Raw genomic sequence first — 12,678 nt, forward strand, 5'->3', positions numbered from 1 at the left:
GTTAGGGTGTTGGCCATGGATCTGGCTGCCGGGCTGCGGGCGTTCGTCGCCGTGGCGGATCAGCGGAGCTTCACCCGCGGCGCGGAGCTCTGCGCGGTGCCGCAGCCGGTGATCAGCCGCCGGCTGGCCGGGCTGGAGCGGCAGCTCGGGGTGTCCCTGCTCGCTCGTACGTCACGATCGGTCGAGTTGACCGACGTCGGATCGCGGATGCTGCCGTACGCCCGCGAGGTGGTGACCCGGCTGGAACGGATCGAGTCGCTGGCCCGGGAAGAGACCGCCGAGCTGGTGATCGCACTGCCGGCCGGCGTGGACCCGCGCACCCTGGCTGCGGTCCGGCGTGGGCTGGCCGGTCGGCCGACCCGCTTCCTCGAGTTGCCGGCGGTGGAACGGGACCGGGCGCTGCGGGCGGGGGAGGCGGATCTGGCGTTGTTGCCCCAGGCGCCCGACCACGCCGAGCTGTCGATCCGGCTCGGCGTCGGCACGGCCGACCCGGCCGGCCGGGAGTTCCGGCTGGACCGGCTGCGGCGGACCGGGCGGCAGCGGGACCGATCGGGCCCGACGCTGCACCTCGATGACGAGGACGACACTCCGGCCGTCCGCGACCCGCTGCTCCGGGCCGCGTACGCGCACGGGCTGCGCGCCGATCAGGTGGCGGTCGGGTTGCCGCGGACCGAGGTGCTGACCCGCGTGTACGAGCTCGGCGACTGCCTGGTCTGCCCACGGCCGGAGGCGGAACGCCACGGCCTGTCCTGGCAGCCGATCGCCGGACTGCCCTTGTTGCGCGGCTATCTGGCCCGTAGCCGGCCTGGCCGGATCGAGCCCGACGCGCTGGAGTTGATCATGGACCGGTTGCGCCGCGGACTGGGCGCGGACGGATGACCGAATCGGACACCGACGACGTCTCGGGCAGCACGGCCGGGTTGCACGACGCGGCCCGCGACGTCGAGCGGGATTGGCGCCGGACCGGGTTGGGCGGCGGCTTCTGGGCCCGCGACCTCGGCACCGGGCACGAGCTCGGCTTCGGGCCGGACCGCCTGTTTCCACTGGCCTCGGTGATCAAACTCCCGCTCGCCCTGGTCGCCTTCGACGAGATCGTCACCGGCCGGTTGGACCCGGCCGAGCCGATCGACCTCGACCCGGCGACCGCCACCGCCGGGCCGAGTGGGATCTCCCTGTTTCGCCATCCGGCCCGGATCGCCGTCGGCGATCTGATCATGCAGTCGTTGTCGGTCAGCGACAACGCGGCGGCCGACGCGCTGTTCGACCGGCTGCCGCCGGAGTTGATCACCCGCCGGCTGAGGGAGTGGGGCTGTGCCGGGATCACCGTCCGGCACCCGATCCGCGAGCTCAACCAGGCCCTGGCCGAGCTGGTCGGCGATGATCGTCAGCTGGCGCTGGAGCTGACCGTCCGCGCCAACACCCGCGGTGGCGGTCATGCCGTCGCACAGCTGGATCCGCACCGCGCCAACGCCGGCAGCGCGCGGGCCCTGATCGACCTGCTGGAACGGATCTGGGCCGATTCCGTTGCGACGCCCGGCGCCACGGCCCTGCTCCGGGAGGCCCTCTCGCACCAGCTCCGGCAGCACCGGCTCGCCGCCGACCTGATCTCGGACCTGACCTCCGTCCGGTCCAAGACCGGCACGTTGCTCAACCTGCGCCATGAGGTCGGCGTCGTCGAGACCGGCGCCGGTGAACGCCTGGCCGTCGCCGCCCTGACCAGCTCCTCGATCCCCGCTTTCGAGCAGCCCGAGGCCGAGTGGGCGATCGCCCAGGCCGCCCGCACCGCCGTCGACGCGCTGCTCGCCGAGCGATGATCAGAGGCCGCGGGAGCCTGTGATCTTTTCGACGATCGCGCGTACCGTGCGGGCATGGACGCTCTCCCGGAGGGGTTGTTGCGAGCCGTCGCTGATCGGTACGGCGTCCGCGGCCGGGCCCGATCGATCGCTGCGGGGGTGAGCGGGTCATCGCTGTGGCGACTCGACTCGGATCCGCCCGTCCTGCTGCGGATCGCGCGCCACTACGGTCTTGATCACGTGCACCGGGCCTGCACCGCCGCCGATCGACTCGCGCGCGTCCTGCCGGAGGTCGTGTCCCCGCTGAGGGATTCAGAGCAGGCGATGGCCTTCGAGTGGGCCGGCCGCCCGGTGACCCTCTGGCCGTTCGTCGACGGTGCCGAACTCGATCGGCGTGACCCGGACCTGATCAAGGAGGCGGCCCGGCTGCTGGCTCGGCTGCATCGGGCGCCGGTCGCCGCCGACGTGAGCGATCCGGACATCCCGGGCGAGGACAACGCCGAGGCGGCGGCAGCGCTGCTTCCGGACAGCGGCTTGGACGACTGGTTCCGGCACTGGCGCGACGCGCCCGTCGCGGACGCCTCCGTTGGTTGGTCGCACGGGGACTTCTTCTGGCGCAACCTGCTGTGCCGCGACGGCAGCATCGTCGGCTTGATCGACTGGGACGACGTCCGATTCGGCCGGGTGATCATCGAGCTGGCCTGGTCGACCTGGGAGTTTGGGAAGTCCGACCGCGGCGATGCGCTGCGATTGGACCGGGCTACGGAGTTCCTCTCGGCCTACCGGCAGTCGGGCGGCCAGGTGGACTCATCGGCCGATCTGATCCCGATCATCCGAGAGCGCCTCCGTCGTGACATCGCGTTCTTCCGGCGGATCGCGCGGCTCGGCCACCGGATCGACCCGGCCGACGAACGAGCGAAGTTCGACGCCTTCGAATCCCTTGCGCGGATCAGCCTTTGAGGTCGACCGGAGGCCCGCTCCAGGTCGGCCGGACAAGTCCGCTCGGTGCGCGCCGAGGGAAAAGACGCGCCAAGGACGGGCGGGTTGCGGCGTTCCTGGGAACTTCCGGCCGGGTGCCGGTTGCGCTGTAGCCGGGGTCATCGAATGTGACGTTTCCCGGCTCGATCGGCACGGAACGGGGCGGGAAACGTCACAGTGGATGCCCAGCCGGCGCTTTCGCCGCCCGACACCGACGCCCGGCCGACTGACGCGACGAACCGCCATGACCCGCCCGCTCCTTGGCGCGTCTTTCCGGCCGTCAGGCCGAAACCCGACAGGGGCACCATCCGGCCTGCCCTTCGACAGGCTCAGGGAACGAACAAGCGGCGACAGGCTCAGCCTGGATCCACCGATCGGGCGCACCAGCTTCGGCCAGTGGGTGCCAAGCCTCGCGTCGAGAGTGACCTTATCCACCCGAAATCTGCGAACCCCGGTGGAAATGGTCACATTCGATGGCTGCTGGACCGGCCGGTTGCCGCTACACGACCAACGGCCAACCCTGCCCCCGCTACCGCCGGGCTGAACCCCTCCGGAACGACACCTCGACCGCGGCTGCCGCGAAACCCGCCTCACCCGCCGACGTGCGTCGAGTGGACTGTTCGGCCAGCTTCCAGGCGCAGATCCGCGGCCAAAGCGTCCACTCGAGTGCGATCGAGAACCCCAGCGCATAACCGGTCGTCGGCCGCGATCCCCGGCCGACCGCAAATCCCGCCCGTCCTTGGCGCGTCTTGTCCGGCCGTACGGCCGAAACCCCAGGCGAGGGCACCTCCCGGCCCGCCCTTCGACAAGCTCAGGAACGAAACCAGCGACCGCCTTCCCCAACCCTGGGCACGGCCACGGCTCCAAGATCATCGATGGATCCAGGCCGGGACTGTCGAAGGTAAGCGGCCTGGTCAGGTTCAGGCGTCAGTCGATCGGTGCGTCCAACCAGCGGCCGCCGGCCATGACCGTCCGGCCGGCGAACTCGTGCAGGCCGTTCCAGACCTGGATCCGCCGAGGTTGCAGGCGGAGATAGACGAAGGTGCCCTCAGGAGCGTTGCGCGGGTCGGTCGAGACGACGGCATACCGCTCGGTGATCTTGGCATCGAGCTCGGCGACGTCGATCAACGAAGAACTGGTGTCGATCATGATCACGTCCGCTGTGGTGCCGACGGCGACCCTGGCCCGCGGGTGAGCGCGGACGTTGTGGACGGTCCTGCTGTGCGCGAAGGTCGCGGTGATCAGCGCCGATCCGTCCCAGACGAAGGCCACCGGGATCAGGTGTGCGCCCAGACCGTCGCTGCCGGTGGCCAGCCACAGCTGATGGCCGGATTCGAGCCGCCGGTGAGCGGCGGCCTGCCGCCCGGCCAGGTCGCGCGGGGTCGGGCTAGATGCTTCGTGGGGGAGCACGGCGGTTCTCCTCAGGGTCAGGGCTCAAGCCCTCCCGATTGGAGGGTGCCCTGCTCCTGAGACGAACGGCGCGCCGTCCGATTCGACAGCAGCGCAACCGCGAGCCCCGAATGCGCCGATCAACCTGGTGGCGGCCGCCGAAGCGTTCCCGCGGGAACGTTGCCGGTCAGTGGGCGGCGGCCGCGACCGGGGCCCCCTGGCCGATGCCGGCGAGCAGGTCGCCGAACCACGGCTGGGTGATGTCGAACGGCTTGCCGCCCTTGATCCGGGTGAACTCGATCGCCCGCAGTTCGTCGCCCTGTTCCTCGTCGTGCCCGATCACGCCAGGCTCACCGCGCAGTGCGCTGTCGACGGCGAGGTCGGTCATCGACTTGATCAAGTCGAGGTCGCGGTCGTTGGCGGCGGCGGAACGGGAGAAGTAGCCGGACTTCTGCACCATCACCTTCTCCGCGCCGATCCGCTCGGCGAACTTGTCGGCGAACCAGGCACCCGGGTTGATCATGTCGATCCGGACGTGCCCGAACGGATCCCGCTCGACCTCCTCGCCGGAGCGTTCCAGCTCGGCGACGATCGAGTCCAGACCGGCACCCTCGGAGAGGAAGATCGTCACGTTGCCGACCTCGTCCATGATCGTCTGCAGCCGCTTGGACTCGGCGTCGAGATCGATCACGGCCTCCGGTACGTACACGGCGTGCACGTCCCAGGCTTCCCGGCTCAAACCGATCTCGGGCAGCCAGTCGCGGATGTCCAGCCAGTCCCGGTACGCCTGCGCGGTGGCGGCGGTGAGCCAGCCGCAGTGCCGGCCCATCACCTCGTGCACGATCAACATCCGGGAGCCGGAGTTGTGCTCGCCGACGATGTTCTGGGCGAAGCGGGAGCCTTGCTCGGCCGCAGTCCAGGCACCCAGAGACTGTTTGATCGGCACCACGTCGTTGTCGATCGTCTTCGGCAGCCCGACGACGGTCAGCGGGTAGTCGTGCTTGGCCAGGTAGGCCGCAAGATCGGCCGCGGTGGTGTTGGTGTCGTCGCCGCCGATGGTGTGCAGGACGTCCACGCCGTCGGAGGTCAGCCGCTCGGCCGCCGCCTGCAGCGGGTCCACGCCCTCGGCGACCAGGCCGCGCTTGACCAGGTCGGCCGCGTTGGTCAGCTTCACCCGCGAGTTGCCGATCGGGGAGCCGCCGTAGGAGTGCAGCAGCGCCGCCTTGGCCCGGATCTCCGGCGTGACGGTGATCGAATCGCCGGCGAGCAGGCCCTGATAGCCGTGCCGGTAGGCGATGATCTCGACCTCGGGGGCGAGCTCGGTGTAGCGCTCGATCAGTCCGCCGATCGCGGACGAGAGACACGGGGCGAACCCACCGGCGGTGAGCAGTGCGACCTTCTTGACCATGGCGGTCATCCTAGGGTCAGCGGCAGGATGCGATCAGGTCACCCCAGGCGGCGCGGTCGTTGTAGCCGCCGTCCCCGTCGTCGCCGACCACCAGTCGCAGATCCCGGACCCCGGCGACGTCCACGTCGAGCGGGACGGTGGTGTGCCGGGCGATCGATCCGGACTCGAACAGGGTCCTGCCGTCGCCGATCACGGTGAAGGTGACGGTGCCGCCGTCGGGTCCGACCGCGTCCACGTTGTCGTCGACGCCGGCGATCCCGGTCAGCCGGTCACAGGCTCCGCCGAGGTAGTAGCGCACGGTCGACACGCTGGCGACACCGATGCCGGTCGGATAGGTCGCGCCGTCGACGATGATCGGGCCGCCGCCGATCGCCTGATCAACGGCCGGCGTCATCCATCCGCTGGTCGCGCTGACCCACGGGTGGTGGGAGAGGACGGCCTGGCCGGTCGGTGCCGACTCGGCGATCGTGACCGGCAGGGTCGTGGTCCCGCTGCGCCCGGTGCCGCCCGCGCCACCGTACTCGGCCGCGATCCGGACCTCGGCCGGGCCGGTCGCGGCATCGTCGCTGACCACGACCCGGAACCTGACCTCGGCGTCGTGGCCGGGCAGGATCCGCGCCGGCGGCTCACCGATCGGCGTGGCCGACCAGCCCTCCGGTGCCTCCAGGATCAGGGCGAGGTCGCGGACCGCGGTCCGGCCGAGGTTGTGCAGCGGTACGGACACGGCCAGCTCGGCCCCGGCGGTGACCAGGGGATCGGTGCCGGCCCCGGCCGGAGCGCCATCGATGGTGCTGACCGACGCCGGCCCGGTGATCACCAACGGCGCGGCCGGGCGGCCGGTCGCCGGAGCCACGGTGAACAGCGCCGTGCCGTGGGCGGGCACCGTCGCGGCGACCGTGCCGGCGGTTTCGGCGACCCGATCCGACCAGGCGTCGGTGACACTGAACCGATGCCCGGTCAGGCCGACGTCGGCCGCCGTGGTGTCGATCAGGGCGGGTTCGTCGCCGCGATTCAGCAGCAGCACGGCGCGGGAGCCGTCGGCCAAGGGCTTGACCCAGACCTCATGATCACCGGCCGGACCGACCCGGGTGGCCTGCTTCCCGAGCGGATCCTGGTTGATCGCCAGCACCTCGGGATCGGTCAGGGTGTCCAGGCTGTCCTGGTCGAGGGTGCGGACATCGCTGGCGATGATCATGGGCGCCGCCGCCACGGCCCAGAGCGCGAACTGGGTCCGGAACTCCTCGGCCGTCATCCCCAACTCGGGGCCGAGGTAGTCCGGGTCGTTCCACCGGCCCGGGCCGGCCACCTCGGGATGCCGGGCGTTGGCATCGAAGTTGCGCAGGACGTCGGCGTACTTGATCGCGCCGACGAATCCCACGTCGGTGTAGGTCCGCCACGACGTCGCGATCTCGGGCGCGTAGCTCCAGGAGTACGTCGACTGCTGCTCCTCCGGATAGTCACCCCAGTCCGGCGAGGTGACCGGGTTGCACAGATTGAAGATCAACTTCCGGCCGCTGCTGTTGTTCGCCAGCGCCTCGCTGAACTCGGTGAAGACCGTCTTCGGATCCAGGTCGGCGGCGATGCCACAGAGGAAGTCGACCTTCACCGCATCGAAGCCCCAGGCGGCGAACGTGTCGGCGTCGGTCTGATAGTGCCCGTGGCTGCCCAGCCCACAACTCCCAGGCAGATACGGTCCGGCGTCGGTGTAGATCCCGGCCCGCAGCCCGCGATCATGGAGATAGTCGGTGAGGGCGGGCAGTCCGCTGGGGAAGCGGTCCGGATCGGCCCGCAGCACGCCGTCCTCGCCCCGCGGCCGCTCGTCCTGCCAGCCGCCGTCCAGCCAGACGATGTCGTAGCCGGCGTCGCGCAGCCCGCGGTCGACCAAGGCATCGGCGACCTCCCGGACCTCATCCTCGGTGAAGTCGCCGCCCAGCCCGTAGTAGGTGTTCCAGCCCAGGTACGGCGTCGGGCTGACAGCCCCGGTGTCGCGCGCCTCCGCCTGGGCCGGAACGGCCAGGCCGGTCCAGCAGAGCAGTGCGGGCCAGAATCCAGCTCAGGGCACGTTTGATCATGGCGGGCTCCCTCGTCGTCGAGTGCCGGTGGAATTGGGACGAGGCTAAGCGGCCTTCAGTGACGCTGGGAATGCATGATCATCGCGAGCGACCTGGACGATCCGACGAGGCCGTGTTCGTTCCCTGAGCTTGTCGAAGGGCAAGCCGGATGCTCCCACTGCCCCCACATCACGATCTGGTCCGCCCTTCGACAGGCTCAGGGAACGAACACCGCACCTCCGCATCGGGCACGGGATGCCTGGGCCAGGGATCAGGCAGGTTCGCAGAGCCGGGCTGTGCCGGGCTCGAGGTAGACGGCGCCGGGGCCGTCGGCGGCGACCAGGTCGTCCGGGTTCTGCAGGCTGCAGCGCTTCAGGCTGAGGCAGCCGCAGCCGATGCAGTTGTCCAGTTCGTCGCGGAGCTTGATCAGGCGGGCGATCTGGGCGTCGATCCGGGGCCGCCAGTCGCGGGACAGCCGGGCCCAGTCGGCGCGGGTCGGGGTCCGGTTGTCCGGCAGGTTGTCCAGCGCGTGGGTGATCTCGGAGAGGGACAGCCCGACCCGTTGTGCCGACCGGATGAACGCGATCCGCCGCAGCATCGCCCGCTCGTACCGGCGCTGATTGCCGGTCGTCCGGGTGGCGCTGATCAACCCCTGCGACTCGTAGTACCGCAGCGCCGACGGTGCGACCCCGGACCGGGTGGCCAGGTCGCCGATGGTCAGATGATCGGTCTTGTGCAGCATGATCACCAGCATAGTCAAGTTGAAGCGAGCTTTAATGACATCTCAGGACTCGTTCACCTGGGCCAGGGCGGCAGCGATGGACTCCGGAGCCGTACGGCCGCTGACGGTGGGTGGGAGATCGCCGACCCAGCTCCGCCCGCGATCCACCCAACCGGTCCGCATTCCCACGCCAGTGCCGCCGCGCACGTCGGCGTCCGGATCGTCACCGATCATCCACGCGTCGCCCGGATCGACACCGCCGAGGGCAAGCCGGAAGATCCGCGGATCGGGCTTCTTGCACCCGACCGACTCGGAGATGACCACCGCGTCGACCAGCTCACCCAACCCGGTCACCGCCAGCTTGCGCCGCTGCTGCCGCTCGGTCCCGTTGGTGACGATCACCCGCCCGACCCCACGGGCCGCCAGGTCCCCGAGCAGCTCCGGCACCCCGACCACCGCCTCGATCTGCTCCACATGCTCGAACAGCAACCGCTCCACCAATCTTTCGAGACCATCAGGCAACCCGAACCGCTCCTTGATCGCCCCCGCCAACCACTCCCGCGGCGCATACCCCTCGGCATCCGCCCCGATCAGCCACTCCAGATCACCCATGTCCCCGGAGAGCTCGTCGATGAACCGCCCCGCCCAACCCCCGAACGCGGCATCACGATCAACGAGGGTGTTGTCCAGATCCATCAACATCAGCACCAGAACGACGCTACCGAGATCGCCATCCCAGCCCGACCCCGCCTGCCATTCGATCGCTCAGGGCGCGGTGATCCGGGCTTGCCCCCTTCGACAAGCTCAGGACATGCTTCGACAGGCTCAGCCTGGATCCATCGATGATCTTGGACCCGTGGCCGCGTCCAGGGTTGGGGAAGGCGGCCGCTCGTTTCGTTCCCTGAGCCTGTCGAAGGGCTCGCCAGGGAGTTGCTCTCGCCTGCGGTTTCAGCCGGCCGGACAAGACGCGCCAAGGACGGGCGGGACGGAGCGGTCGGCCGGGTATCGCGGCCGACGACCGGTCTGGCTCTGGGGTTCGATTGCACTCCTCGAGTGGACGCTTTGGCCGCGGATCTGCGCCTGGAAGCTGGCCGAACAGTCCACTCGACGCACGCCGGCGGGTGAGGTCGGTGATCACGATCCTGCTGAACCCGGCCGAGCTCGGCGGTGGATCCAGGCTGTGAGAAGGGAAGGGAACAAGCCCTCGTGGCTGGTCCGAGCGTTCAGGGAACGAAGGTGCCCTCGCGGGGTGCCCCCTTCGACAAGCTCAGGACATGCTTCGACAGGCTCAGGGAACGAAGACCTTCGTATGCACTCCAAGCGCTCGGTTTGGCAGTCGTAGCGACCAGGGTTCCGCTCGGCTGTGACGGTAAACCCCTGTGCAGCGACAAAGGGAGCGGTGGGGTCTGGGGGTCTGTGCGCGGGCGTGGACGGGCCTGGCGGGAGCACGCGGATGCCCAGACCGCGGCAGCGGCACTCTTCACTGCCCGCGGGCGGATGGTTGCCCGCGCACAGACCCCCAGACCCCACCGCGGCATGACATCCCAATTGAAGGAAGAGATCAAGAAGGCCCGAGCTGCGGAAAGCACGCCTTGGCAGCCCCCACCCGCATGCCCGATCCCAGTTGCCGCTGCAGCCGCGAAGCCCCAAGCGGAACAAACGGAACGAGTTCGGCGGCCAGCACTCGACTGACGGTCAGGACGGTGCCCAGGACAAGATCGAATCGGGGATCGCCGAGGTCCAGTCGCCAGGGCTCCTTCTGCTGCAGATAACGGTTGGCGGCCCGGGCCACGTCGATCAACCCCGCAGTGGCGCCCCGAAGATCAAATCGATCCAGAGCAAGGTCGATCAAGGCCGGCAGGGCCTCGGCGGCAGCCAGCAGCTCGGCCCCGGCCGGGTCGGGGCCGAGAGCGGCCAGGGCACCGCCACGCCGCCGGATGATCAAGGCGACGGCGCGATTGGCCAGGTTGCCCACGCCATTGGCCAGATCGGCATCATGATGCTCGATCAGAGCGGCTGGAGTGAAGTCGGTGTCGCCGAGCCGGGCGACGCCGGCGGCCAACCACCAGCGGACCGCGTCCTGCCCGTAGTGATCGACCAACCCGGCCGGGTCGAGCGGCTCGGCGCCGGCCGAGCTCTTGGAGATCTTGGCACCGGAGACGGTGAGGTAGTCGTGGACGAAGATCGCCGTCGGCAGCGGCAGGTCGGCGGACAAGAGCTGGCCGAGCCAGGTCAGCGCGTGGAAGCGGGTGATGCCTTTGCCGATCACATGGATCCGCCGGTCGGAGCCCTGCCACCAGGTCCGGTAATCGGCGCCGTCCGCGGCGTACCCGAGCGAGGTGACGTAGTTGGCCAGCGCGTCCCACCAGACGTAGATCACCTGGCTCGGGTCGTCCGGCACCCCGATGCCCCAGCCGGAGGCGCGGGCAGCCGGGCGGGAGACGCTGATGTCGGGCAGTCCGGCGTCGATCAGGGACAGGACCTCGTTCTGTTTCGGCTCGGGTTCGATCCGGACCGAGCCGGACTCGATCGCGGCCCGGATCCGCTCGGCGTACCGGCTCAGGGCGAAGAACCAGTTCTCCTCCTCGACCGGCTCGGGCGCGGTCCGGTGTTCCGGGCACAGCCCGTCGATCAGCTCCGCGTCGGTGAGGAACTGCTCGCAGCCGGCGCAGTATCGGCCGGCGTAGCGGCGCCGGAAGAGGTCGCCGGCGGCCGCGCACCGGCGCCAGATCCGTTCCACGCCGGGCCGGTGCCGCGGGTCGATGCTGGTCCGGATGAAGTCGTCCAGGGACAGGCCGAGCGGGTCGGCGAGCCGTTCGAAGGCGGCCGCGTTGCCGGCGACGAACGCGGCCGGGTCGGCCCCGGTCGTCCGGGCGGCGGTGACATTCTTCAGCGCGTTGTCGTCGGTGCCGCTGAGCAGCCGCACCGGGCGGCCGCGGTGGCGGTGGTGCCGGGCCAGGATGTCGGCCTGGACAAACTCCAGAGCATGCCCGAGGTGCGGCCGGGCGTTGACGTAGGGGATCGACGTGGTGACGTACACCCGCTGGTCGTTCATGATCAGACTCCAAGCTTCGGCAGGCCGCGGCGCGAGGCGGGCGCTACTCGAAGCTTCACCCCGCAGACCGCGGGGTGGATGGCGCAGGCCGGATTACCCCGTGGGCGGGGTCATCATCCGGGCTGCGCGGAACATGCCGAACAGCGTAATCGGCCGATCGAGGAGCGGCCCAGCGGTTTTCCGTCAGGCCAGCCGGCCCGCTGTCGCCAACAGCGCCCGGCCGAGTTCCGGTGCTCCGTAGCGGAGGCAATAGAGCCCGCTGGAGACCCGTTCCAGAAAGCCCCATTCCCAGATTCTCGCGGGCTCGATGCCGCTCCGGTCGGCCAGCAGCCGGCAGTGTCCGCGCAGCAGGGCGTCCGGATCGGCGGCCGCGATCAGCTCCTGGTGCCAGTCCCGGAGGACCACGCCGAGGTCGTACGCGGGATCGTCGAGGAACCCGTCCGGATCGACGAACACGAACCCCGACACCACTCCGGCCCTCGGGGTCAGGGTGCGCAGGGCGTTGGCGGCATGGGGGTCACCGTGGACGACGACGGACCGGTCGAAGTCGAAGGCCGCCGCCCGGCGTTCGGCGTACCTCAGCGCCCGGTCGATCACTGGTCGCGGGCAGGGCCGGCCGAGTGCGGGCCAGGCCTCCTCGATGAACGCGGCCAGCGCGGTCGCTTTGTCCGGCTCCGGCCGCACCACTCCGATGGGCCGCGGCACCTGCCAGGCCTCGCGGAGCAGGTCGCAGAGGAGCTCCAGGGTTTGCTCCGGCGGCTGCCCCAGACTCTCTAGCGACGGACCGAGCCCCTCCAGCAGCAGGGCGTTGCGGCTCCGGTCGTGCGCCAGCAGCCGGGCATAACCGCGACCCGCCGCGCGGTCGAGCGTGTCGGCCTGATCGTCGAGCACCGTGTCGGGCTGTCCGATCTTCACCACGACGGGCCGCCCGGCGGTGTCCCGGGCCCGCAACACCAGCGAGGCACTGCCGCCGGAGATCGGTTCGCCCAGGACGACGGACCAGTCCCGGCTCAGGGTCGCTAGCCGTTCGGGCAGGTCAGCCAGCCATTCCGCCCCGACCGGGCCCAACGACAGGGCTCGGTTGCGGACCCGGTCCGGCAGCGCGGGCGCGGTCGAGACCGGTTCGGATTGCTGGTCGGGATATGACATCAGAACAGTGTGCCGCGAAAGTCGGTGACAAGGTCTTCGCGGAACGCCGCGTCGCGAGGCTCGATCCAGGCGTGCGGTCGGGTTAGGATGCCGCTCATGACGGAGGCGGACCGCGTGAGGTTCCGGTACGCCGC

Annotated in this window: 10 protein-coding genes; 3 read left to right on the forward strand and 7 right to left on the reverse strand. The window is 70.1% G+C overall.

What is annotated here, in order from left to right; translation table 11 throughout:
• Nucleotides 1-15: 15 nt before the first annotated feature.
• The 3 genes from FNH24_RS19510 to FNH24_RS19520 are packed head-to-tail and all read left to right on the forward strand — an operon-like array spanning nt 16 to nt 2,753.
• On the forward strand, nt 16-879 hold the full coding sequence (locus FNH24_RS19510) for a LysR family transcriptional regulator (RefSeq protein WP_152363860.1): 864 nt from the start codon (nt 16-18) through the stop codon (nt 877-879).
• Nucleotides 876-1,814: a serine hydrolase gene (locus tag FNH24_RS19515; protein ID WP_152363861.1), complete on the forward strand. Its 939-nt coding sequence runs from the start codon at nt 876-878 to the stop codon at nt 1,812-1,814. Before FNH24_RS19510 ends, FNH24_RS19515 begins: the two co-directional genes overlap by 4 nt.
• 54 nt (nt 1,815-1,868) lie before the next feature.
• Nucleotides 1,869-2,753 (forward strand): phosphotransferase enzyme family protein, encoded by an 885-nt coding sequence (locus tag FNH24_RS19520; RefSeq protein ID WP_152363862.1) that lies wholly within the window; start codon nt 1,869-1,871, stop codon nt 2,751-2,753.
• Nucleotides 2,754-3,698: 945 nt separating this feature from the next.
• Here the strand turns inward: FNH24_RS19520 and FNH24_RS19525 are convergent.
• From FNH24_RS19525 to FNH24_RS19555, 7 genes are all read right to left on the reverse strand, one after another.
• Nucleotides 3,699-4,181: a pyridoxamine 5'-phosphate oxidase family protein gene (locus tag FNH24_RS19525; RefSeq protein WP_152363863.1), complete on the reverse strand. Its 483-nt coding sequence runs from the start codon at nt 4,179-4,181 to the stop codon at nt 3,699-3,701.
• A gap of 166 nt (nt 4,182-4,347) precedes the next feature.
• The gene (locus FNH24_RS19530; RefSeq protein ID WP_152363864.1) at nt 4,348-5,568 is read right to left on the reverse strand and encodes a pyrophosphate--fructose-6-phosphate 1-phosphotransferase; all 1,221 of its coding nucleotides are present in this window, start codon (nt 5,566-5,568) and stop codon (nt 4,348-4,350) included.
• Nucleotides 5,569-5,584: 16 nt separating this feature from the next.
• Nucleotides 5,585-7,603: an NPCBM/NEW2 domain-containing protein gene (locus tag FNH24_RS19535; RefSeq protein WP_152363865.1), complete on the reverse strand. Its 2,019-nt coding sequence runs from the start codon at nt 7,601-7,603 to the stop codon at nt 5,585-5,587.
• Nucleotides 7,604-7,890: 287 nt separating this feature from the next.
• Nucleotides 7,891-8,361, reverse strand: a complete 471-nt coding sequence (soxR, locus tag FNH24_RS19540) for a redox-sensitive transcriptional activator SoxR (protein WP_152363866.1) — start codon at nt 8,359-8,361, stop codon at nt 7,891-7,893.
• A gap of 42 nt (nt 8,362-8,403) precedes the next feature.
• Nucleotides 8,404-9,042, reverse strand: coding sequence for an HAD family hydrolase (locus tag FNH24_RS19545; RefSeq protein ID WP_246187000.1), 639 nt, complete (start codon nt 9,040-9,042; stop codon nt 8,404-8,406).
• A gap of 859 nt (nt 9,043-9,901) precedes the next feature.
• Nucleotides 9,902-11,395: a methionine--tRNA ligase gene (metG, locus tag FNH24_RS19550; protein ID WP_152363868.1), complete on the reverse strand. Its 1,494-nt coding sequence runs from the start codon at nt 11,393-11,395 to the stop codon at nt 9,902-9,904.
• 183 nt (nt 11,396-11,578) lie between these two features.
• Nucleotides 11,579-12,544 carry an aminoglycoside phosphotransferase family protein gene (locus FNH24_RS19555; protein ID WP_152363869.1) on the reverse strand — a complete coding sequence of 322 codons (966 nt, stop codon included), beginning with the start codon at nt 12,542-12,544 and terminating at the stop codon, nt 11,579-11,581.
• Nucleotides 12,545-12,678: the final 134 nt, after the last annotated feature.

This window comes from Microlunatus speluncae (genome assembly GCF_009299835.1).
In the GTDB taxonomy this organism is placed as follows: Bacteria; Actinomycetota; Actinomycetes; order Propionibacteriales; family Propionibacteriaceae; genus Microlunatus; species Microlunatus speluncae.

What these genes read in the sequence shown, in the direction of transcription:
- FNH24_RS19510 (WP_152363860.1), top strand. Translation starts at nt 16, where the DNA reads ATGGATCTGGCTGCCGGGCTGCGGGCGTTCGTCGCCGTGGCGGATCAG.
- FNH24_RS19515 (WP_152363861.1), top strand. Translation starts at nt 876, where the DNA reads ATGACCGAATCGGACACCGACGACGTCTCGGGCAGCACGGCCGGGTTG.
- FNH24_RS19520 (WP_152363862.1), top strand. Translation starts at nt 1,869, where the DNA reads ATGGACGCTCTCCCGGAGGGGTTGTTGCGAGCCGTCGCTGATCGGTAC.
- FNH24_RS19530 (WP_152363864.1), bottom strand. Translation starts at nt 5,568, where the DNA reads ATGGTCAAGAAGGTCGCACTGCTCACCGCCGGTGGGTTCGCCCCGTGT.
- soxR (WP_152363866.1), bottom strand. Translation starts at nt 8,361, where the DNA reads ATGCTGCACAAGACCGATCATCTGACCATCGGCGACCTGGCCACCCGG.
- FNH24_RS19545 (WP_246187000.1), bottom strand. Translation starts at nt 9,042, where the DNA reads ATGTTGATGGATCTGGACAACACCCTCGTTGATCGTGATGCCGCGTTC.
- metG (WP_152363868.1), bottom strand. Translation starts at nt 11,395, where the DNA reads ATGAACGACCAGCGGGTGTACGTCACCACGTCGATCCCCTACGTCAAC.
- FNH24_RS19555 (WP_152363869.1), bottom strand. Translation starts at nt 12,544, where the DNA reads ATGTCATATCCCGACCAGCAATCCGAACCGGTCTCGACCGCGCCCGCG.